General features: G+C 69.6%; 15 protein-coding genes and 1 pseudogene. 10 read left to right on the forward strand and 6 right to left on the reverse strand.

Annotated features, from left to right (window positions below; genetic code table 11):
* Window positions 1-4 precede the first annotated feature (4 nt).
* The 4 genes from ACQEUX_RS11110 (at window position 5) to ACQEUX_RS11125 (ending at window position 11,602) form a co-directional block, all read left to right on the forward strand.
* The gene (locus ACQEUX_RS11110) at window positions 5-847 is read left to right on the forward strand and encodes a LysR family transcriptional regulator (RefSeq protein ID WP_433045180.1); all 843 of its coding nucleotides are present in this window, start codon (window positions 5-7) and stop codon (window positions 845-847) included.
* Between the two features lie 177 nt (window positions 848-1,024).
* The gene (locus tag ACQEUX_RS11115; RefSeq protein WP_433045183.1) at window positions 1,025-9,637 is read left to right on the forward strand and encodes an RHS repeat domain-containing protein; all 8,613 of its coding nucleotides are present in this window, start codon (window positions 1,025-1,027) and stop codon (window positions 9,635-9,637) included.
* Window positions 9,638-9,688: 51 nt separating this feature from the next.
* A complete protein-coding gene (locus ACQEUX_RS11120) occupies window positions 9,689-10,651 on the forward strand; it encodes a hypothetical protein (protein ID WP_433045186.1) in 963 nt (320 codons plus the stop codon).
* A 12-nt stretch (window positions 10,652-10,663) separates the two neighbouring features.
* Complete coding sequence (locus ACQEUX_RS11125) at window positions 10,664-11,602, forward strand: hypothetical protein (RefSeq protein ID WP_433045189.1); 939 nt, start codon at window positions 10,664-10,666, stop codon at window positions 11,600-11,602.
* Window positions 11,603-11,661: 59 nt separating this feature from the next.
* Here the strand turns inward: ACQEUX_RS11125 and ACQEUX_RS11130 are convergent, their stop codons facing one another.
* Window positions 11,662-12,183 (reverse strand): SMI1/KNR4 family protein, encoded by a 522-nt coding sequence (locus tag ACQEUX_RS11130; RefSeq protein ID WP_433045192.1) that lies wholly within the window; start codon window positions 12,181-12,183, stop codon window positions 11,662-11,664.
* A 23-nt stretch (window positions 12,184-12,206) separates the two neighbouring features.
* Window positions 12,207-12,698 (reverse strand): annotated as a pseudogene (locus ACQEUX_RS11135) (IS5 family transposase); the annotation flags it as partial.
* A 218-nt stretch (window positions 12,699-12,916) separates the two neighbouring features.
* On the opposite strand from ACQEUX_RS11135, the gene ACQEUX_RS11140 reads away from it, so the two are divergent.
* Together ACQEUX_RS11140 and ACQEUX_RS11145 are read left to right on the forward strand one after the other, a co-directional pair.
* Window positions 12,917-13,507 carry a hypothetical protein gene (locus tag ACQEUX_RS11140; protein ID WP_433045195.1) on the forward strand — a complete coding sequence of 197 codons (591 nt, stop codon included), beginning with the start codon at window positions 12,917-12,919 and terminating at the stop codon, window positions 13,505-13,507.
* Between the two features lie 255 nt (window positions 13,508-13,762).
* The gene (locus tag ACQEUX_RS11145; RefSeq protein WP_433045198.1) at window positions 13,763-16,204 is read left to right on the forward strand and encodes a CehA/McbA family metallohydrolase; all 2,442 of its coding nucleotides are present in this window, start codon (window positions 13,763-13,765) and stop codon (window positions 16,202-16,204) included.
* 247 nt (window positions 16,205-16,451) lie between these two features.
* On the opposite strand, the gene ACQEUX_RS11150 is transcribed toward ACQEUX_RS11145, so the two are convergent.
* On the reverse strand, window positions 16,452-17,177 hold the full coding sequence (locus ACQEUX_RS11150) for a TetR/AcrR family transcriptional regulator (RefSeq protein ID WP_433045201.1): 726 nt from the start codon (window positions 17,175-17,177) through the stop codon (window positions 16,452-16,454).
* Window positions 17,178-17,206: 29 nt separating this feature from the next.
* On the opposite strand from ACQEUX_RS11150, the gene ACQEUX_RS11155 reads away from it, so the two are divergent.
* The 3 genes from ACQEUX_RS11155 to ACQEUX_RS11165 all read left to right on the forward strand — a co-directional run bounded on the left by ACQEUX_RS11155 (window position 17,207) and on the right by ACQEUX_RS11165 (window position 19,617).
* Window positions 17,207-18,331: an FAD-dependent oxidoreductase gene (locus ACQEUX_RS11155; protein WP_433045204.1), complete on the forward strand. Its 1,125-nt coding sequence runs from the start codon at window positions 17,207-17,209 to the stop codon at window positions 18,329-18,331.
* A gap of 131 nt (window positions 18,332-18,462) precedes the next feature.
* Window positions 18,463-19,029, forward strand: a complete 567-nt coding sequence (locus ACQEUX_RS11160) for a hypothetical protein (protein WP_433045207.1) — start codon at window positions 18,463-18,465, stop codon at window positions 19,027-19,029.
* 180 nt (window positions 19,030-19,209) lie between these two features.
* On the forward strand, window positions 19,210-19,617 hold the full coding sequence (locus tag ACQEUX_RS11165) for a four-helix bundle copper-binding protein (RefSeq protein ID WP_433045210.1): 408 nt from the start codon (window positions 19,210-19,212) through the stop codon (window positions 19,615-19,617).
* A 47-nt stretch (window positions 19,618-19,664) separates the two neighbouring features.
* Here the strand turns inward: ACQEUX_RS11165 and ACQEUX_RS11170 are convergent, their stop codons facing one another.
* The gene (locus ACQEUX_RS11170) at window positions 19,665-19,823 is read right to left on the reverse strand and encodes a hypothetical protein (RefSeq protein ID WP_433045213.1); all 159 of its coding nucleotides are present in this window, start codon (window positions 19,821-19,823) and stop codon (window positions 19,665-19,667) included.
* A gap of 262 nt (window positions 19,824-20,085) precedes the next feature.
* Here ACQEUX_RS11170 and ACQEUX_RS11175 point away from each other — a divergent pair, with 262 nt between their 5' ends.
* Window positions 20,086-20,655 (forward strand): DM13 domain-containing protein, encoded by a 570-nt coding sequence (locus ACQEUX_RS11175; RefSeq protein ID WP_433045216.1) that lies wholly within the window; start codon window positions 20,086-20,088, stop codon window positions 20,653-20,655.
* A 69-nt stretch (window positions 20,656-20,724) separates the two neighbouring features.
* On the opposite strand, the gene ACQEUX_RS11180 is transcribed toward ACQEUX_RS11175, so the two are convergent.
* Window positions 20,725-21,747: a sensor histidine kinase gene (locus ACQEUX_RS11180; protein WP_433045219.1), complete on the reverse strand. Its 1,023-nt coding sequence runs from the start codon at window positions 21,745-21,747 to the stop codon at window positions 20,725-20,727.
* Entirely contained in the window at window positions 21,740-22,435 is a 696-nt protein-coding gene (locus ACQEUX_RS11185) for a response regulator (protein ID WP_433045222.1), read from the reverse strand. Before ACQEUX_RS11185 ends, ACQEUX_RS11180 begins: the two co-directional genes overlap by 8 nt.
* Window positions 22,436-22,568: the final 133 nt, after the last annotated feature.

The raw sequence follows: 22,568 nt of genomic DNA on the forward strand, positions 1-22,568 counted from the left end.
GCTTATGGCTAGAGACCTGGAAACCGCCTTGCTGCGGTCGTTCGTCACCGCCGTGCGGGCAGGCAGCATCAGTCGCGCCGCGACCGCGCTCGGCCATACCCAGCCCGCTCTCAGCCAGCAGTTGCGCAAGCTCGAGAGCGTGGTCGGCCATCCGCTGCTGCACCGGTCGCCGTCTGGCGTCTCGCCGACCCGGGCGGGTGAGGAGCTCCTGCCGTACGCCGAACGCATTCTCTCGCTCTCCGCACAGGCACTCACCGAAACCGGACGCGCGCTGACCGGCCACTGCGGCGTCGGGTTGCTCGAAGACCTCGCCGCGTCCCAGCTTCCGCAGGCCCTCGCCGACCTCGCCCGGCTGCATCCCGGCGCGACGCTGGAGGTTCTCAGCGTTTCCAACGCCGCCATGCGGGAGGCCTACGACGCGGGCCGCGTCCAACTCGTGCTCGACGCGGTGCCGGACATTCCCGGGCCGCCGCGCTGGACCGTACGCTGCCCGCTGGTGTGGGCGACCGGCCAAGGTGTGGACGTGGCCGCCGATCCGCTGCCAGTGGTGCTGTTCTCGAACCCGTGCTCCTGGCGTACGTCGGTGCTGGAAACGCTGGAACGTGCCGATCGGCGCTGGCGGGTGGCCTTCGAGAGCAACAGTCTGGTCGGGGTGCTCGCCGCGGTACGGGCCGGGCTCGGCGTCGCGGCGCTCATGCCCGCGAACCTCGAACCGGGCATGGCCTGCCGCGACACGGCCGCCCTGCCCATCCTGCCGGACGTCGAGCTCGGTCTCGCACGGCACCCACGGACCGAGGGTGATCCGCTGATCGACGCCGTGGAGACCGCGCTACGTCGCACTGTCTGAGCGCGAGCCCGTCGAGGCCCCAGTTCCGTTATATGCCGGTATGCACCTTTTGGCCGCCTTGTTGCGGTAGACATATGCGGGTAGCCCTCGGTCGAGAGCAGGGTGCTCCACGGGGCGCCGCCTCCTGGCCAGGACATAGGTGCAGGTGCCGACAGGCTGCGCGGGGCGGGGGTTCTGATGGCCAACGAGATTCCTGCCGTCGACCCTGCGCAGTTCGAGGTGGGGGCCGTCGGGAAGTTGTCGCGGAACGTGAACCTGTTCCGGGGTGACCTCAACTACCCGCAGAATCTCGTCCAGTTGCCCGGTGTGCCGGACGACGACACTCTCGCGGTCGGCGTGGCGTTGCAGTACCGCAGCAACGTCAGCGACCAGGTCGACCAGTGGAACCTCGACGCTCCCACCGGCATCGTCGGCCTCGGCTGGTACCTCGCGTGGGACCGTATCGAGGCCTGCTTCTCCGGTTCTGTCAGCGCTGTCGGCGTCGAGTACGTCTACTGGTCGGGTGGCGTCTCGAACGCCCTGGTACCCGACTCGAGCCCCTGGCTGCGGGCCCAGCTCGACCAGGCGACTGTCGGCACCCTCACCAGCGGGCCGGTGTCCGACGAGGTGGTCGCGGCCTTCGCAGCCCAGGGGCTGCCGCTGTCCCCGGCGGCAACCGTCACCGGCGACGCCGCATCGGGTTGGACGATCAGCGACCCCACCTGGGAACGGGTCTTCGCGGTCATCGTGAGCGCCAACGGCGCGGATGTTCAGGACGGCGGGCTGCGGTACCAGGCACAGGACTACCTGTTCTGGCAGATCTCGTACTACCCGGAGTACGAGAAATGGGAGGTCACGACCGACTCAGCCGAGGTGAGGATCTTCGGCGGCGGGCTTGGCAGCACCGCGCAGGGCTACGCGATCAGCGCCGGCAACAGCATCGAGTGGGCGGTCAAGTGGGGAGGGCCATCGGGCACCTGGTCCGGGCCGTCAATGCTCGGGACGGGCCAGGCCCAGTACGCCCGGGCGTGGAATCTCACGACCCGCCGCGATCGGTGGGGCTCCTGCGTCGGCTACGCGTACAACGAGTTCCCCCGCAATGAGGACGGCCTGCTCGGCAACAATGCCGAGCAGCTCGTCGGCAGCGGGCTGCCGTACACCAAGGCGATCTATCCGACCAGCATCACCAGTGTCGCCGGTCAGGTCGTGCTGTTCCGCTACGACGACAAGACCTTCACCGCCGACACGCAGGAGTACCTCGACCCGCACAAGCAACTCGTCCCGGCCGACGCACCCGCGAGCCCGCCGTCGAACCTCGCCACGCCCAACGCCTACCAGGACCGCTACGAGACGCTCTATCTGCAAGGCCTCGACGTCATGGCCGCGGACGGCGACCTGATCTTCGCGATCGACCTGACCTACAGCGCGCCGCAGGTGGTCTCGACGACGCCGGCCGGGCTGTCGGTCACCGCCGTCAAGCGCTACCTGACGGGTGTCGCCGAACGCAACAGCTACGGCGTGAGCCTGCCCGGCTACGCCTTCGACTACTACCTCGACGCCGCGGACTCCCCGAACGTCGGCGCGCTGTGCTCCATCACCTATCCCCAGGGAGCCGTTGCCACCTGGGCGTACGAGGCGTCCTGCCTGGACATCTGCGACCGGGCGACGCCGCAGATCGAGCCGCCGGACGCACTCGGCTCGGGCGCGACACCCCTGGTGTGGAGCGGCCCCGACTACGTGGTGTCGGTCTGGTTGAGCGCCGCACGGACGATGGCGACGCTCGATGTGTACACCTGGCTGGGCCGCTGGTCGCACTGGTGCGGCGGTACCGTCTACGACGATCCCGCGAACCCACTCGACGCCGACGTCGCCCAAACCGTCACGGCTGCCGACACGTTCGCGCTGGCGCTCGGCACCGAGTCCGGGACCAGCGCCGTCACGCTCTACAGCCGCACCCCGAGACAGCCGGACCAATGGTGTGCAACCAGCGTGCCCACGCTGACGGGCCAGGTCAGCCTGACCGCCGGCGCGGCCTTCGTCGCCGCCGTGCTGGCCACGTCATCGACGTACCTGCTCTACCAGTGGGCGTGGGACTGGCGCGATGGCTGGAGCGGCCTGGGCGACCCGGTCCGCACCGAGTCGTCACCACTGTTCGTCATCGGTGACGCCGAGTGCCTGCTGGTCGCCAGTACGACGACGGCCGGCACCGACCTGTCGCTCTGCTGGCTCGATCCTGGCGCGCTCTGGCATGACGGCGGCAGCGTCACCCTGCCGTGCCAGGTGAGCTTCAACGACGGCTACCAGGTCGCCTGGGACGTGGGCCCGTCCCTCGTCGCGCTGTCATTCGCAGAAGGCCCACCCGGCCCGACCTCAACCTATGGTGTGCAGTTGCTGCGCTGGGATCTCGACTACCAGTTCGTCGACACCACGTACGTCGGCGGGCTGGCAGCCGAGCCGATCGACGAGCAGCAGAGCGTCTCCTGGCCGCCCGGGCCGGTCGTGGTCAACGGCACGTTCGTGGCCGCGCGGGAGAACCTGTTCCGGTTCGACGCGGGCACCTGGCACACCGCGAGCTTCGCCACGTCCATGCAGGGCTACGGGTGGCTGGCGTTCGCGTACGGCGACGACGTCGCGGTCCAGGTAGCCAACGACGACTCCGACGCGGTGACTGGTCTGCTGGCCTACGACCCGGACGGCGGTGGCTTCCCCGAACAGCCGACGCCGATCCTCACCGCGCTGCCCTCCGGCGGCACCGTCGCCGAGCAGGGCTGGCCGTCGGCGTCTGGTGGCGACTTCGTCGTCGCCCGCAACGCGGTCTACTACCGGGGCACGTCCACCACCTGGAGCGACTCGGTCCAGCAGCCGGTCTTCGAGCTGACCTCCACCTCGCAGCTCGCCGCCGACGTCGATTCCCGCAGCATCGTCAACCAGGCGCCGAGCTACCTCGCCTACCTGGTCACCGATGCGGCCGAACCGACCAACGACGCCGTCCAGCTGCTCGTTCTCCGCAACGGCGGCGTGCTGCAACCGCTCCCCGACGTGATCGCCGGCTCTGCCTACTACGTGCCAGGTGTGTCGCCGGGCGATCCGAGCGGCCAGCTCGCGTCCGGGCCGCTGTCCCTGGTTGCCTATGCGGCCAACGAAGGCGGGTTCAGCCAGGCATCCTCCTACCAGGTGTTCCGCTACGCCGGGCAGGCGATGAGCGGCCCGATCACCGACTACCCGGTTGCCTCGCTCACCGTCACCGACGGCTTCGGCGGCACGTATTCGACCGCGTACGAGTTCGACCCGGCGAGCGCCACGTGCGACCCGACGGGGCAGGTCGTCAAGTACTACCGCTCGGCGGTGTACGACGGCACCACCGACCCCACGACGTCGACGTACGGCCGCACCGTCTTCTCCTACCTCAACGGCACGGTCCCCGGATCGACCGACATGCTCTTCGACGGGCTCCTGCAGCAGTCCGTCGTCTTCTCCGGCGGGTTCGAGTTCGCCACCGACTTCGACGCCGCGCTCGGACTGGATCCGGCGGCGTCGCCCGGTCCGCCGCAGCCGGTCGCACCCGGGCTCGCCCAGGCCTTCACGGCCGACGGCGTCACCCTCGGCGATGGCGCCACCGTGCAGTACCTCCAGGTCGATGGCGGCTACCGCTACTGGTCGGTGAACGATCCCAGCAACGACGCGGTCTACAACATCGACTACACCGGTGACCCGGACCCGTCGAACGCGGTGCGGGTCTTCTCCGGCGCGGCGGTGCAGAGCCGCACCACGGCGTGGACCATGTTCGACACCCGCAGCTCGTCTCCCCAGCCCGGCGCGTCGTCGCTGCCGCTGTACGGCGGGTACGTGCGACCGGAGACGGTGGTACAGCGGCAGGACGGGGTCCCGATGGTCACCGCGCTCACCTACCTGCCAGCCGGTCTGCCGGCTCCGTTCGCCGGTGTCGTGGTGGGGCGCTGCTGGCAGATCACCACCCTCACCGGAATGGCCGAGACGCACGTCGAGGAACGCTGCTACGGCCACCAGGTCTACCCTTCGCTGCTCGCGGCGAACCTGCTGCAACCCGTCGTGGCGGTGCGGGAAACGGTCACCGTGGGCGACGCCGATCCGGTCACCGCCAGCTCGACGGCCACCACCTGGTCGCCCTGGTCACCGCCGGGCACCGGGATCTCACTGCCCGCCGCGACGCAGCACTGGGCGTGGAGCGGCGACCCGTCGGGCCAGGACAGCGGAATCTTTCCGTTCGAGGGAACCCCCGACCCGGCGTACTGGATGACGACCAGCACCGCGACGGTGCTGGACGCACGGGGGTCGGTCCTGGAATCGATCGACCCCGCCGGCACCGCACATGCCACCCTCACCTCGGTCGACGGGCTGCTCGACATCGCGCACGCCGCGAACGTCAGCTTCGCCGACGGCGAGGCCACCTTCTGCGGGTTCGAACCCTACGAGGACCTGACCGGCTGGTCGCTCACCGGCGGAGCAGCCTGGGATCCGACCGACGCGCGCACCGGCTCGGTCAGCCTGCTGCTGCCCGGCGCAGGCGCCGGCGCGACCCGCACCCCGCTCGCGCCACGGGCGGGCGAAACCTACGTGTTCAGCGCCTGGTGCAAGACCGATCCCGGTTTCGTTCAGGCCGACTCCGGCTGGACCCTGACCGTCACCGCCGGTGGCACGCCCGAGGTGGTCCAGCTTCCGTTCCCGGACACCGGCGGCGCCTGGTCGTACCAGTGCGTGCCGATCACCGTCGCGGCGTCGACGGATGGGGTGACGCTCTCCGTCACCGCCGCCAACACCACGGCGGTGCCGGTTCGGGTGGACGACCTGACCCTGGCCCCGTTGACCGCGCAGCTCGTCGCCCGCACATACGACCCGACAAGCCGGGTCCCACTCGACCGGATCGACCGGGCCGGGCACACCTGGCACACCATCCGCGACACCTTCCTGCGCGAGGTCGGCAAGACCACCTCCGCCGGCATGCCTTCTGCCATGCGGCTGAGCTACCTCTCCCGGCGGGGCAACCCGTCCGGGTTCGCGTCGACAGACCCGAACGCGTCCCTGGCAATCCGGTGCCTGCTCGGTGGCAGCTACCAGAGCTTCCGAGACGGGAACGGTTGGCAGGCCACGTGGACTCCGTCACGCGTCGGGGCGTTCGCCGCCAGCGGCGGGATCCTCGTGCACGCGTCGGCCGGACAGAGCGACTCGATCGGCTACGCCTGTCCGCTACCCCCGACGTACGCCGTGTACGTCGAGCTGGCCCCGCTCGGCGGCGGCCCGCTCGAGCTCACCGACGACTTCGCGATCGCCGTCGGCGACGCCGCCACGGTCACCTTCGACCACGTCAGCGGCCAGTGGCGGCTCACCCTCGACGGCACGACGATCCCCGCCCTCGCCGCCGTACCGGGACCACCGACCTGGTGCCTGCTCACCCTGATCGGCGGTCAACTGCTGTTCCACGCCGACGGGCAGTTGCTCTTCGCCCAGTCGAGCCAGGCTCAGGGCACGCCGAGCATCAGCACCGGGTGCAACGCGCTCGGGCTGGCCAACCTGGTGGTTCTCGCGGGTCCGGCCCTGCGGGTCAAGCAGAGCGACGCCACCGGGGTCGCCCGCCAGGAGCACCTGCTCACCGACGAGGACTACCTGCTCACACAGTCGATCCGGGACGGCCGGCACCGGAAGATCGTGCAGACCCTTCCGGCGCCGGCGCTCTTCGGCAGCGGAGCGTCCCTGCCCGTGCTCACCTACCGTCCCGGGTTTGTCGACCTGGCCACCTTCCTCGCCGGGCTGGACGGCACCGCGACGATGAGCGGCGACGTCGCCGACTGGTACGACGGGACGAACGACACCGACGACGGCGGCTACCCGTACCGGCGTTGGGTGCTTGAGCCGTCGCCGCTCGCCCGCCAGGTCGAGCTCGGCTTTCCCGGTGCGGACCAGGCGATCGTCGACCTCGGCTCGACCACGCCGGCGAGCCGACCGACCGTGCAGTTCGGCTACGGCAGCAACGCCGGAGATCTGCCGTACGGCCTGGACCCGCCGGACGCGACGTTCCACCTCGTCACGCGGACCAGCCAGACGAAGACGACGATGTCGCATCTGCTCGACGCCTCCCGCCGCCGCGCCGGGCGGTTCACCCCCGACAGCGGTGCTGTCGCGCTCGACACGATCGTGCCGAGCTACGGCGACGGCACCCTCGGCACCGCCCACGCCCTGCCCGACTCGTACGTGTTCGACGATCCGGCGCAGACGCTGGTGCGGCAGGAGAACACGGTCGGGCAGCTGACCCAGGAGTCGGGGCCGGACACCGGCACCATCCGCTACCTGTTCGACAGGGGTGGGCGGGTGCGCTTCGTCCAGGACGCCGCGGCGGCAGCCGCCGGGCTGCTCGCCTACCACACCTGGGACGCGCTCGGGCGGCACCTGTCGGCCGGCACCGTCACGTTCGACTGGACCCCCACCACCGCCGCTCAGCTACAGCAGTACGCCGACGATCCAGCCTGGCCGCAGGACCAGACGCAGGTCCCCTACCAACAGACCCGGTGCTGGACCTACGACGGCGACGGAGCCGATCCGACGGCGCTGGGCCAACTTGTCGCCACGGTGGCGCTCACCGGCACCGGCGCTTCGCAGTACCAGGTCGCCGAGGCGTACAGCTGGGCTCCGACCGGGGTGCTGGCCAGCCGGACAGCGACGGTGAGCCAGGGCGGCACGACGCTCGGCACGTTCACCACCACCTACGACTTCGACAACCAGGGCCGGGTCACCTGGATCGGGTACCCCGACGGATCCTCCACCGGCCTCAGCGGCGTCGCCTACGCCTACGACGGCCGGGACAACGTGCTGGCGATCAGCGACGCCGACGGTGTGCCCTTCGTCGCGCTCACCTACAACGCACTCGGGCGCCCCGTCAGCCACACCTACGGCAACCTGCCCGCAGGCTCGGCCACCTACGACCCGGTCGGTCGGCTCACCTCCTTCGGCGTGCAGACCGACGACGCCGCCTTCTCACTCGCGCTCACCTACGATCCCGCCGGCAACCCTGAGACGCTTGTCGAGGCGACGACCGGTGCGGGCGTCGCGGACGCCGCCTCCGTGCGGTACGACTACGATCCGTTGCAGCAGCTGCTCTGCGCGGTCGACGCGGACGGCACCCGATCGGTCGACGTGGGCTACGTCGACGCGGACGGCTGCAACGACTGGAACGGCAACGTCCAGACCCTCGCCACCGGCGACTCCGGCCCCGCCTGTTTCACCTACACCCCCGGGACGAACCAACTCGCCGCGGTGACACCCGACGGCGGCGAGCCCACGACCTACACGTACCAACCGAACGGCCTGCTCGAGGCACGCGGCGACGGTCTCAGCCTCAGCTACCTCGACACGACGGCACTGCCGGCGACCATCACCAACAGTCAGACCGGACAGTCGTTGACCTTCGCGTATGACGTGAACGGTCACCGCCGGGTGAAGTGGCGCGGCGGCGACCCCGCACCCACGCTCTATGTGCACGCCGGCGTGCCCGGCCCGCTGCTCACCGTGGACCCGTCAGGTGTGCCGACCGCCTGGGTGCACGGCCCGACCGGACTGGTCGCCATGGTCCGCGGCAACCAGCGCTACTCCGTGGTGACCGATCATCTCCGCTCCCCCCGGCTCGTCCTGGACAGCACCGGAGCGCTGGTCTCGGCGTACTCGTTCGACGTGTTCGGCCGCCAGGTGCTCGCACACGAACCGACGCCGGGCTTCCTCCCGATCCTGTTCACCGGCCAGGAGTTCGACGCCGAGACCGGGCTGTACGCCTTCCCGGCCCGGCTCTACGACCCGTGCGTCGCGCGGTTCCTCAACCCCGATCCGGCCGCCCAGTACGCCAGCCCCTACGTCTACGTCGGCAACCAGCCGACCCTGCTGACCGACCCGAGCGGCCAGTTGACGACCCTCCAGGAAAGCAGCATCGAATTTGGTCTCCTCCTGGTCGTCCTGGCCACCGTGGTCGTCAGCGCCGGCGCGACCGCGACGCTGGTGCCCGCGGCGATGGCCGCCCAGGGGCTCCTCGCCGCGACCGCCACCGGGGCCGGCATCGGCGCCGTCGGCGGCGCGGTGATGGGCGCCGCGGGCAGCGGCCTGCTCTACAGCGTGGAGACGCCGCCGGGAATGTGGAACGCGAAGACGTTCGGCGAGGAGTTCGGGGCCGGAGCGGCCGCCGGCACGGTGGGCGGCTTCATCACCGGCGGCATCGCCACCGCGTTCACGGCCGGACTGTCGGCTGCCGGTGCCGCGGCGAGTCAGGTCCCGGAGCAGGTGGGCACCGCGCCCGTCGTGCCGGCGCCACCGCCGCCCGCCGGTGCTGCGGACGATATCGAGGAGGTGACGGCCCCCCAGGACGCCCAAGCCACGGCGGCGCACGAGCCGAATGCCGCAGCCGCACCGGAGCAGGCCGCGCCAGCTTCCCGGGCCCAGCGGGCATGGACCTACGCACGCCCCCGGCTGGTGCCGAACCTCGCCGCCGGGATCGTAGGCGGCACCGCGCAGGGGACGACGAAGCAACTGCTCACCAACACCATCAACCATGTCCCACTCGCCACCGGCCTGACCGTCGGAATCCTCGAGTACACCGGCTTCGGCGCTCTGACCCCCCTGGCGGGTGTGGCGGTCAGCGCCGGCGACGAAGTCTTCGCTCCCGTCTCCGCCCTGAAGTCCGCGTGGCGCGCGGACCCGTTCCAGGTCATGGTCCCGGCCGCCGGGCTCGGCGTGGTGACGCTGCCGGTCGTGCTCGGTGCCTTCGTCGGCTACAGCGATCTCCGGTACGCCACCTGACCCGATTCCACTCGCCCCCTGATCGGGGGCGGCACCCCGTAGAGGAGAGACGTGGCCCATCTCAGTGTCCGCACTCAGGCGATGCCCGACGCGAACCCGTTCGCCTCGCCGGTGGTGTTCGACTTCACCGCGGACATCGACAGCGGCGAGCAGATCCTGGCGTACGCCGTCGCGATGAGCGGCTTCGTCCTGAACTACCAGACCAACTCGGCCTGGTGGGCGGAGGACGCGGGCGCGGTGGGGGTGTCACTCACCCCCAATCTGATCGGCACCGTCGTCGCTGTCGGCGGCAACGTCATGCTCACCGACTATGACGGCGACAGCGCCATCGACCCGCCCGACTCCGACAGCGGCCCGGGCAGCGTCGCGCAGGTCAGCGTGCTGGCGGTGATCGGCACGCCGTACACGTCGGCACCGGTCTGTGCCACAGCCTTCGGCCTGACCTCCGGCCACGACTCGTCGGTCGTCCCGATCGGGGACAACACCACAAGCCTGGCCTTCCTCTCCGGGTTCTCCGTCGCCGCGAGCGACGGCACCGGCGAGATCGGCGGGCTCACACTCACGTCGAGCGTGGCTTCTCCCGTGGGCAACCAGGTGACGGTCAACGGCAGCGTCGGCCTGACGAACTTCTCGACGACCGGCACGGTCGACGTCGGGCTCCTCTCCTACGGCACCAATCTCGTCGGATTCGACGTGCAGGCGGCGAGCGTGATCTGGCTCGTTCCGGAGGGGCAGCAGGGCATGACCGGAATGTTCTTCGTGGACTTCACCATTCCGTCCGGCTACTCGTCGATCGCCCAGGCCGCGCTGCTGCTGCAGGACGTCAGCATCGTCTACGACGACACCGCCGAGTTCCAACTGATCCAGGTGATGCAGGCGGGCGACCTGAGCATCAACGCCTGCACCGTCTCCGGAAGCGTCGTGCTCAACCTGGTCAACCCGGATACCGGGGCCCACCACTACATCTGCGGGGACAGCAGCGCGACGCTGTCCGTGATCGCCCAGTTCGCCTGACCGGAGGAAATCGTGTCGATCGCCATCCAGACCAGCATGATCACCGGCAACGGCTCGGCGACATTCACGTTCCCGAGCACGGTCGGTGCCTACGCGTACGCGTTGCAGCAGTTCAACCTGCAGACCCTGCAACCGGGGACGGTCATCCAGCGGATCGGCCTCGCGTTGCGCCCGCGCGACGGCACCGGCGTCGGCACCACGTCGCTCATCATCGATCAGCAGATGCTCCTCGACCAGGTCGACCTTGACGGGTCGTGGGCCGAGGTCGCGGTCGTCGCGTGGCTCGGCTCCACCAACCCGCCCGGCCTGTTCCTGCAGAACCAGAACGGCATCACCGTCGACCAGATGTCGTCTGGCACGTCGACGCCACCGGTGTCGACCGGCAGTCCCCCGATGTACGCCACCGCGGCGATCGCCGGCTTCTCGTACCAGTTCGCCGAGGACAACTCGGACTTCCTCGGCATCGGCGCCGGGGTGGGCGCCACACCCGACCCGTACGCATCCACTCCCAGCATGTCGGTGGTCGGGTCCGGTATCTGGACCGGTGACTCGGCCTTCACCGGTGTCGTTGACGCCGCCCTGATCGCGACGACGGGAGACGATCTCGGCCTCGGCCTCGGGTACCTGCCCAACCCGGTATGGGGTACGAACGTCGTCGACCGGTTGCCGGGCCTCGGCGGCGCGCCGGTGGGCGCGGCGGCCTTCCTGATCCAGTCGTTCTTCTGCCAGTTCTGCATCAACGCCATCGGGCACAAAACCCCCGACTTCTCGCAGGTGACGACCGGTGTCCCGTCGAACGTGGTGCAGCTGAACGTGCCGTCAGACGGCAATGTCAGCTTCCGGTCCGTGCAGCAGCTCTGCGGCTGCGCCATCGTCGACGAGGGGCCGGTCATCTTCTCGGCCGAGAACCTGGTCGCCAACTACCTGGTCGCCGAGACCGCCTCCTCCTAGGGCGTGTCCTGCCGATCATGAGGACCCGGCTTCCATCGTTGACAGGTCAAACTCCAGGGCTACTCCGCCGGTGCGTGCGCGTTGAGCAGTGCCTCAAAGGCGGGGAACTGGGCTTGCGCGGCGGTGATCACCTCGGCGGTCGACCGTCGGGCGGAGGCGGTGTGCCGCTGTGCGATTGTCGTCAACGCTGCGATGGGCTCGGGCACGCGCTCGATGCCGTCGACCGTCTCGAGCGGACCGACGCCGTTCGCCAGCAGCCACAGATAATCGCCAAGGTCGCGCGCGATGACGGTGTACTCGCCTTCAGAGCCCAAGAACACGACCGGTTGGCGGTCCAGAGGGTCGCCTGGGTTACGGAGCCAGAAGGCGGCCAGGCCACCGGTGCCGTCCTGGCCGAAGGCGCGCAATGGAGGAGCGCCGGCCATCGGGTCGTTCGTCCAGTTCTGCCACCACTCCATCATTTCGCCCGACCACATGAACGTGTCGTACGGATCGAAGTCATGCCCGCTGTGCTCGTGGAAGAACCCCGCCGTGTGTGCCTCGACGAGCGCCGCAGGCAGCGTCAGGTCCTCGTCCGTCATCGACGCAGTCTAGATAGTGCCGATCATGGAAGCCACATGATCGCGGCGATAAGGACCAGGCCGGATCGGTAGAGGGACGCGCGTTTGGCGTAGCGGGTGGCCAGGTCACGCCACTGCTTGAGGCGGTTGAAGCAGCGTTCCACGACGTTGCGCTTCTTGTAGATCACGTTGTCGAAGGTTGGTGGTCGGCCGCCGGCGCTGCCCTTGGCAGCCCCGGGGGCTATCTGGTCCGACCGTTCCGGAATGACGTGCCGGATCCTGCGTTGCCGCAGTGCTCGGCGGGTCGAGCCGTGCGCGTAGCCCTTGTCCGCGATCAGCACTTCGGGGCGTTTGCGGGGCCGGCCGGGTCCGGTGTCGTTGACGCGGATCGCGTCAAGCAGGGCCAGCAACTGCGGATTGTCGCCGGCCTGACCCGGGGTGAGCGGGATGGACAACGGCGGGCCACGCCCGTCGACGGCGAGGAGTCTTGGGCGTTTGCCAGCACTCAGGCCGGCACCGCCGCCCGGGAACAAGGGGTGGGCGTGGCCGGCCTGGGAGGGTCACGGGTCGGCGCGCCGGCAGGGAACGTCTCCTGTGGACCGGATGTCAGACGCCGCCGGTACCTTCTCGTCTCATGCGGGGGTCGAAGTTCGCCGGAGCCAACGGTCGGTACACCCCCAGATGCGAGGACGGGGTGTGCGCCCTCACCGGTAACCGGGCGACATCCAAGCTTGAGGCCGACATCTTCACGCTCTTGGACTACGTCCTCGGCCCGGGAATCCAGGACTTCCAGGTGCCGCTCGGCAACCGACAGCGCCGCATCGACATGTTGTTCCCGCTGACCGCCACCAGAGCGTTGATCGTCGAATATGACGGCGCTCATTGGCACCAGTCCCGGGAAGGGTCGGACTGGGAGAAGAGCCGAGCGATGTCTGACGGCTGGGGCCAGTACCGGGACAACGCCGTGGTGCGGATACGCGAGCATCCTCTAGAGCCGCTCGGGCACCTCGACGTCGGCGTTCCGCCCCGCCCGGGTCCGCTGATCTGCACCCGGTTGACGCTCTTTCACCTGCTGCACACGTGCCCCTACGTGTCGGGCGAGCGGGTCACCCGGATTGTTGACTTCTTGCGCACGAGCCCGCGACCGCTGGCACGCGATGAGGTCAGTTGCGGTGGTTGCTGGTCCGAGGCCACGTACGTGATGCCACCCGATCTGCTTGTCCCGACGCTGCGGCGACAACGACGCAGGGCTGATCCCGTCACTGAGCGCACCGTCGAGCAGGCCGACACTGTTCCACCTCGAGGATTCCAGGCTGACATCCAGCAGGAGATACCGGGCCTGTGACGCCTGCAGCCCGCCCGACTGCTCGTGCCGGATGCTCGCCTGCTTAGGGCGTTTCCGTCGGTTGATCGACGCCTGCGCCGTACTGCCAGGTAGCTACCGCCGTCGCCATTCCGGATTCACTTCCGATTCACCAGGCCGACCGCTTCGGCTGGCTAGCGTCTCCCGTGCATGACCTTGATCGAACCGGTCGGGGCGTCGCGTAGCGGCAGGTCCGCTAGCGGCGGGCGGACGCGGTTCGCGTGAAATGGGGACCAGATGGAACTAGACCGCAGACAGTTCATTGCCGTGGGCGGCGCGGTCGCCGCCGCCGGGCTGCTGCCCGGGGCTGCGGCATGGGCGGACACCGGCGAGGAGCGTAAGCCCGGTGGGCACGACGAGCCGAAGGGCACGTGGCTGCCGGGTGACACCCACGTCCACGACGACCACTCGTCGGACGGGAGCGCCCCACGCCAGCTGTCGAACCAGCGCGATCCGGGCAACCTGCCGGTCAGTGACCAGATCGGGTACGCGGAGTCGGTGGGCCTGGCCTTCATGCCGCTGACCGACCACCGCACCTTTGACCAGCACTGGGATCCGCTCTGGAAGTCCGACCGGCTGCTTCTGCTCAACGGTGAGGAGGCGAACGGATCACCACATGCCATCGTGCTGGGCGCGGTGGATACGGTGGTGGACGGTGCCAACCCGCCCGGCTCGGCGCCGTTTCGCCATGTGCAGCAGTCGATCTGGGACGCGCATGCCCAGGACGCGGTCTGGTCGGTCGCCCACCCGGACGACGGCGAGTACACCCCGGCTGATGGTCCGAACGAGAACGCCAGCGCACAGGGGATCGACACCGTCGAGGTCTGGAACGTCAGCAGCAACCCCGAAGTCGAGATCGAGTACGCCGAGAACCGCTGGAACCACGGGTTCCGCTTCGGCGCGGTAGCGGCGAGCGACAGCCACTTCAAGGAGCTGCGGCCGGCCAACGCCCCCGGTCGACCGACCACCTGGGTCTTTGCCGCGGAACGCTCCGTCCGAGCGATCCTCGACGCGCTGAAGGCGGGCCGGACAACGGTGTCGCTGAGTCCGGACGGGCCCTTCGTCACCATCGAGGCCGACGTCAACGGTGATGGCCGGTTCGAGGCCATCTGCGGCGACGAGGTGATCGTCGCCGACCGCAAGCTGTCGAAGAAGGCCGCGCTTCGGGTTCGGGCCAGGTCCGCCGTCGGCATGCGGGTCCTCGTCTACGCCGCACCGGGCCGCTCGGCCGGCCCTGTCGCGACCTTCGTACCCACCAAGGACGACCAGACGTACCTGCTCCCGCTCACGCTGACCGGGGATCACAGCTGGTACCGGGTGGAGGTGCGCGGCCCGGGTGAGCTCTCCGGGCGCGACGCCGACCCGAACCTGCCGGACCAGTTGCGCGGTGCCACGTCGCCGGTGTTCGTGTCGGTGAAGCGGGGAGCCGAGCCGGCGCCCGAGATCGCACTGCCGCAGCCTGCCAACGGCGATGACCGGGCCGAGTTGGTGTTGGGTGAGCAGGGCGAGTTCACTGGCTTCGCCGACGTCGCGGTGGCCGGTCCGGTCACCCACGTGGTCGCCCAGGCCCACCGGGACCATCGGACGTCGGTGGTGTATCGCCGGCTGGACGGGCACGGGAACAAGCACGCCGACAAGGGAGTCGTGCTCTCCGGTGATTCGGGTACGGCACGGGCACCCCGGGTCGCGGTCTCCGGCGAGGACGTCTGGGTGGTGTGGCAGGACTCCCGTGGCCAGGAGCAGCCTCACCGGCCGGAGATCTACCTGCGTCACAGCCGCAACGGCGGTAAGAGCTTCGAGTCCGCGGTGAAGCTCAGCAACGGCCAGGGTCGTGCCGAGCAGCCCGCGCTTGCCCTGCTCGACGACCAGCACCCCGTGGTGGCCTGGGCGCAGAACAGTGGTGGCGCGTTCGACGTCTACGTTCAGGTGGTCGGGGTCGACCAGGCCCCGGTCAACATCTCCGCCGCCGGCAAGGTCATCGTCCCCGGTACGCCGGACGACGCCCGCTCGCCGATCCACCCGGCCTCGCTCTTCCCGTCGGTGGCGGTGACCCAGCACGGGGGCATCGTCGTCACCTGGCAGGACAACCGGTTCGATCCGGACGCGGGCTGGACCGGCCACACCCCGCCGCCCGGCGAGGCCGCCAGTGGAGGAACCAACCCTGACGCCTGGGAGATCCTGGCGGCGGCCCGGATCAGCCGGTCGGAAGGCTGGGGTGCGCCGGTGCGGGTCAGCGCCAACGACAACGCGGCCGACCGTCACCCGAGCGTCGCCGTGGGCCGTGACGGCGCCCTGGTTGTCATCTGGGAAACCAAGGCACTCTCGGCCTCCGGGGCCAATCTCTCGCTGCGGGCGAGCCGGTCGGCCGACGGCACGACGTGGTCGGCGGCCGAAGCGGTCTGCCTCGACGCCAACGCCATGAGCCAGCGTCCCCGGCTGGGCGTCGACCCCGACGGCTCCGTCCGCGCGGTCTGGTACGACTCCCGCTCCGCCGACTGGCGCTGGAAGATCTTCACGTCTCGCCTGGCGCCAACGGGCTGGACGCCGGCGGTCCAGCTGAGCATGCGTGGCAACGGCACGTGGCCGGCGATTGCCAACCGAACCGTGGTCTTCACCAGTGACCGAGAGGCGCAGCGCAGCCAGCGCGACGTCACTCAGGGGATCTACCTGATCGCGTAACGCTGGGTCAACGGGGGTGCGGTGGTCTTGTGCAGACCGAGCTGACCACGCATGGGGACCCGAAGGCACGGAGGTAGACGAGAAGCACGGTGACTGGTCGCATCCGCCCCATCCACGCTGTGAACCACAGCGTGGATGGGGCGCTTCCGGTGGCTCGGTGCACGGTTGAGCCCATACGCCGCTGCCACGACGTGCCGTTGGCGACAGCCCGCCTACGCCTGTCGGGCCGCTGCCGCGGAGCAGTCGGTCACGTGCGGGGTCGGCTGGTGATGCCGTCCAAGACGGTGGTCAGGTTGTGGTTGAAGGTTTCCTCGGCGTTGAGGTGGGCGCCGTCGATGACGAGCCGGGCAATGGTGGGGTACCTGCCGGTTTTCAACATGCGTGTGAGGTAGGGGCCGAGGCTGGCCTGCCAGGCGGCCTCATCGGTGCCGGTGGAACGGGCGGTGCGTCGCTCGGTGACCTCTCTGCGGACCGCTCCGACGATGAAGGCGTTGAGGGCGCCCACAGCGCGCTGGAGATCGTCGATGCCGCGGACGCCGGGGGCCTGGCTCAGCGCCGCCGCTGTCGCTTCGCCCACGGCGAGCGCGTGCGGTCCCAGGTGTGGCCTTCCGCCGAGCAGGTCGGAAAACCATTCATGCTCAAGGGCGGCCTCGCGGGTGGCGTGGGCGACGGCGAGCACCGTGGCGCGCCACTCGGAGTGCTGGGCGACCGTGGCGATCCGGGCATAGACGACGTCGACCATCAGATCAAGTAGTTCGGATCTGTTGATCACATAGTCGTAGAGCCGCATCGGACCGACACCGAGCTCTTTGGCGATCTTGCGAACCGAGAGGCCGTCGAGGCCGTGCGCGTCGGCAAGCCGGACCGCCGTAGCGGCAATCTTCTCGCGGTTCAACGGCACTGGCGCCGCCCGCGGCTGAGGCTCGGGCCGTTCCCAAACAGGCAGCGCTCCGCTACCGTACGGCGTATCCATGAGATACAGCGTACGGCAACGGAGTGAGAATGCGAATCGCGATTGCTGGTGGCGGCCTTGGCGGTCTGACGCTGGCACGAATCCTGCATCAGCACGGCATGGATGCGGTGGTGTACGAGCGCGAGGCAAGCCGATCCGCGCGGCCGCAGGGCGGCGCGCTCGACCTGCACCCGGAGTCCGGGCAACAGGCCCTGGCCGAGGCGGGTCTCGCCGGCCGGTTCCGGTCTGAGGCGCGGCCCGAGGGCGAGGAACATCGCATCGTCGACCCGACCGGACGGACCCTGGTCCACCACGAGCCGCAACCTGGCTCATTCTCCGGACGTCCCGAGATTGACCGGAGCGCACTGCGTGATCTTCTGCTCGACTCGCTCCCCGGCGACACGGTTGTCTGGCGGCACCGGCTGATCGCGGCGACCCCGCGGCCCGACGGAGGCTGGGAACTGACATTCCATGGCGGCCACCGAACCGGCTGCGACATCCTCATCGGCGCGGACGGCGCGCGCTCGGTCGTCCGGTCGCTGCTGACCGACGTCCAACTGTCCTCAGTGGCAACCCTCGTGGAGCTGACCATCGACGACGTCGACCGGCGCCATCCCGACCTCGCCGAGCTGGTCGGCCCCGGCAACCTGTGGTGCGTCGGCGTGAACCAGATCCTGGCGGCGCAACGCCTCGGCGACGGCCGCCTACGTGTCGGGATCTCGCTGCGCGCAGACGATCGCCCCATCGACACATACCGTAGTAAGCGTGCCCTGCTGGACATGTTCGGTGGCTGGGACCCACGCCTCACCACACTCATCGAGGCCGGCGACAGCGGGCCGACACCGCGACTGATCGAGGCGATGCCCATCGATACGCGTTGGGCCAGCCGGCCGGGCATCACCCTCATCGGCGACGCCGCGCACCTCATGGCGCCGGTCGGCGAGGGCGCCAACCAGGCCATGCTCGACGCCGCCGAACTCGCCGGCCGACTCGCCGCCAACCCCACCGACCCGGACTCGGCGATCCGTACGTACGAGGAGGAGATGTTCAGCAGGATTCACCCGATCGCCGAAATGTCCGCACGAGTCCAGGCGATGATGCTGTCCCCCACCGCAGCGGAAGACATCATCCGCTTCTTCACGGCCCGGCCTGCCGCACCGGCACCGGCAGACTGAGGACGCGCTGTGCAGTCGATCGCTGCTGTACTTCCTGGCGTACGCCGCCAGCCCGGGTTGTGTACGGGTCAATGCGAACTCGCCACGGGCCGACCGATGAATCGCACGCTGTGCGGCTAGGCTGCGGGGCCATGTCGACAAGAGAGGACCAGGTGTTTGATGCGGTGGTCCGACGGATCGCCGCCGGCGGGTACATCGACGACGTGCCAGCGAGTCGGTTGGCGCCGCTCCGACCCGCGCCGCCTGCGGCCGTCGTGGAGGCCGAGGAACTGGCCGGCCGGCCACTGCCATCGCTGCTGCGCCGGCTCTACCTGGAGGTCGGCAACGGCGGCTTCGGCCCCGGTTACGGTCTCCTCGGCCTCAGGGACGGGCATCGAACCGGCGGCCTGGACGCGCTGACCGGGCTCCAGGGCGGTGTCCTCACTCTGTGCGAGTGGGGTTGCGGCATCAGCAGTGAGCTCAACCTCGCCGACGGCCGGATCTGGGGCTGCGACCCGAACCCTGCCCCGGACGGTGTGTCATGCACGTTCCCGCAGCAGATGACGATCGTTGACTGGTTCGCCAAGTGGGTCGGGGGCACGTTGTACCAGCCGTGGCTGCTCCAGGACCTGGCGACCGGCGAGTGGCGCGGCGCAACCGATGCCGAGTACGTGGAAATGATCGAGGAGGCGTTTGGTCCCAGCGCCCGGGAGGACTGACCCCGCCCTCGCCGCGTGCATGGCATCCGGAACGTTCTGGCCCGCGCGGCTGTCTCGGATCGGGTCGGCCATCGGCGACGCGTACGTACCCTCTGGCCCCCGCCATGCCGCCCGTGTCCGCACGGTGTGTGTCGGGGTTCTTCGGGTAGGGCATCAGGGACCGAGAGAGAGGACGTGCTGATGCCGAGCACCACCAAGCCGATGCTGGACACGTACCCGAAGTCGATCAACCTGGACCGCGCGAAGCTTGCGGCGGCGATCGACGCGCTCAACGACTGTGCCCAGGCCTGCACCGCGTGTGCGGACGCCTGCCTGAGCGAGGACATGGTTGCCGAGCTGACCAAGTGCATCCGGACGGACCTGGACTGCGCCGACATCTGCGCCACCACGGCCCGGGTGCTGTCCCGGCACACCGGCTACGACGCGAACATCAGCCGCAGTTTGCTGGAGGCGTGCGCCACGGCCTGCAAGTCGTGCGGGGACGAGTGTGCCGCTCACGCCGACAAGCACGAGCACTGCCGGATCTGCGCCGAGGCGTGCCGCGCGTGTGAGCGGGCCTGTCGGGACCTGCTGGCCACCATCAGCTGAGGACAGGCGGGGGTGCCGGCACGCAGAAGGGTACCGGCACCCCGTCCCTACCGCTTGGCTTCCTGCTTGGCCATCTGGGGCCGCTCACCCTTGCCGACCCTGCGCAGCGCGTCGCGCAGCTGCTCCTCGGTCATCTTGGAGTTGCCCTCGATGCCCGCGTCGTGGGCCTGCTGGCGAAGATCGTGCAGCTTCTCCCGGTCACCCATGTCGACCTCCCCGTAGGTGCGATGGCGCTCGTGTTCCCGCGCGCCACTGTCGTGCGTCGCCTTCCCGTGCGGCGGCGGCCGCAAACGGGATCTGCGGGTGCCCTGTCCGGGCGTCTTGTCCCCGTCTCGGGTGGATGATGTCGAAGTGGCCCTCGCCGTCTCCTTTTCCCGCCGTGGGGCGCGGTGCCGGTGGCGCATGGTGTAAGAGTTCCGAAAGGGTTCGTGACCAGTTCGACGGGTGCGGTGGCCGTAGGCTGCGGGGGTGGGAAAATGGATCTTCCGGTCGCCGCTGGCATGGGCCGGTCTCGCCTCCGCTGTCGTCGTGGCGATTCTGGCGAGCTACTGGTTCCAGCCGTGGAAGCTGTTCACCGATACGTACGTCGACGAGGCACTTCCCGTCGTGGGGACGGCATCGGCCACCCCCGCTCCGGCGTCCGTGACCCCGTCCCACACGGCCTCGGCCTCCGCACCAGCCCTGAACGAGGTCCTGGCCGCCGGCGAGTTCGTCACCCATGAGCACGAGACGACCGGCAGTGCCGAGATCGTCCGGCTCGCCGACGGGCGCCACCAGCTGGTCATTCGAGACCTGAACACGTCGAACGGCCCGGACCTGCGGGTGTGGCTGACCGACCAACCGGTGACCCGAGGCACGGCCGGCTGGCGGGTGTTCGATGACGGCGAATGGGTCGAGCTGGCACGGCTCAAGGGCAATCGGGGCGACCAGGTGTACGAGCTACCGGCATCGGCTGACCCACGCGACTTCCGCAGCGTCTCCATCTGGTGCAAGCGATTCGCGGTCTCCTTCGGCGCGGCCGACCTCAAGACCACCTGACCACGCCGCTCGCCTTCAGACCTTCGGTGGCCGGCAGACTCGATTGATCTGGGGAGGATCCCGGTCAGGTCAGGCGGCGACCAACCGGACCACGAACTGGCAGCCCTCGGCGGTGTTGCTCACCTCGACCCGCCCTCTGTGCGCCTCGACCAGCCCGTGGACGATGGCCAGGCCGAGTCCTCCGGACGCGCCACCGTTGCCGTTACCCAGTCCTGGGGTACGGGCCGGTTCACCACGGAACGCGACGTCGAACAGCCGGGGCAGGTCGGCCGGGGGGATGCCGCCACACGTGTCGGCCACCGACAACCAGGCGTAGTCCTGCTCGCGGCCGGCCTCGATCCGCACCGTGCCGTCCTCCGGGGTGTAGCGGACCGCGTTCAGCAACAGGTTTGTCACCACCCGAGCAAGCTCCGGTTCGCTCGCGGCAACCATCGGCCACCCCGACTCGCTGGCGACCAGCTTGATGCGGCGGGCAGCGGCCAGCGGAATGGTGCTCGCCAGCGCGTTCGAGACCACCTCTCCGAGCGGCACCGCCGTCAACGACAACCGCAGCGCTCCCGCGTTGATCCGGGACAGCTCGAACAGGTCGTCGACGAGTCGGGTCATCCGGTCGGTCTCCACCCGGATCCGTCGGTGGTACTCGTCGACCGTGTCCGGGTCACGGACCACCCCGTCCTCCAGCGCCTCCGCCATCGCCCGGAGCCCGGCGAGCGGGGTACGGAGGTCGTGGGAGACCCACGCGACCAGGTCACGGCGGCCCTTCTCCAGGTGCCGCTCCCGCTCGCGGGCCTGGTCGCGCCAGACCGCGGCGAGTGCCAGTCGGCGGCCGAAGTGCCCGCCGACGGCAAGGCTGACCACCGCCGCCGCCGCGACGGTGATCAGGACGACTTCCAGGTCGTGTGGGGAGAGGAACATCGCCTCCGCGACCGCCATCACGCCGACGGCGATAGCGACCACCGTGGTGGTGAGCAGCACGCTGAGGTGCACGGTGATCGATCTGCGTCGAAGTGCACGGAGCAGCACCGCGCCGACGAGTCCGATGGCGAGTGCCGCGCCGAGGGAGATCGCGAAGATCAGCAGCAGGTCACGCATCGGCCGGCTCGTACCGGTAGCCGACTCCCCAGACGGTCACGATCCGCTGCGGATCAGCCGGGTTGACCTCGATCTTCTCCCGTAGTCGGCGTACGTGGACGGTCACGGTCGAGTGGTCGCCGAAGTTCCAGCCCCAGACCTGCTCAAGCAGTTCGGCCCGCCCGAACACCTGGGACGGGTGCCGCAGCAGGTGGACGAGCAGGTCGAATTCGCGCAGCGTCAGGGCCAGTTCCGTCCCGCCGAGGCGGGCGGTTCGGGAAGCGGTGTGCACCACCAGACTGCCGTCGCTGAGCACCTCCGGCCGCCCTGGTGGCGGCTCACCGCCGGCACGGCGGAGCACCGAACGAACCCGCAGGACCAGTTCCCGGGGTGAGAAGGGCTTGGTCAGGTAGTCGTCCGCGCCGAGTTGCAGCCCGAGGATCCGGTCGGACTCGTCACCGCGCGCGGTCAGCATGATGATCGGTACGCCGTCCGGCCGGGCCCGCAGTTCCCGGCACACCTGCAGGCCGTTGATCCGGGGCAGCATCAGGTCGAGTACGACCAGATGCGGTGCCTGCCGAGCCACCGCCGCGAGTGCCGCCGCCCCGTCCCCCGCATAGCTCACCTGGAAGCCGTCGTGTTCGAGGTAACGACAGATGACGTCGCTGACGGTCTGGTCGTCGTCGACCACCAGCACCCGCTGTGTCACGACCGTCCTCCGTTCCGGCCCGTCGACGTGTCCCCCCGCGTGTCCATCGGCCCAGCGTAGCCAGGCACCGAACTCCGACCGCGTTGGCGAAACCTAACGAGGTTCTTACGGCTGCGCGGGCCACCCGGTGTGG

Source organism: Micromonospora sp. CA-259024 (assembly GCF_050936255.1).
In the GTDB taxonomy this organism is placed as follows: domain Bacteria; phylum Actinomycetota; class Actinomycetes; order Mycobacteriales; family Micromonosporaceae; genus Micromonospora.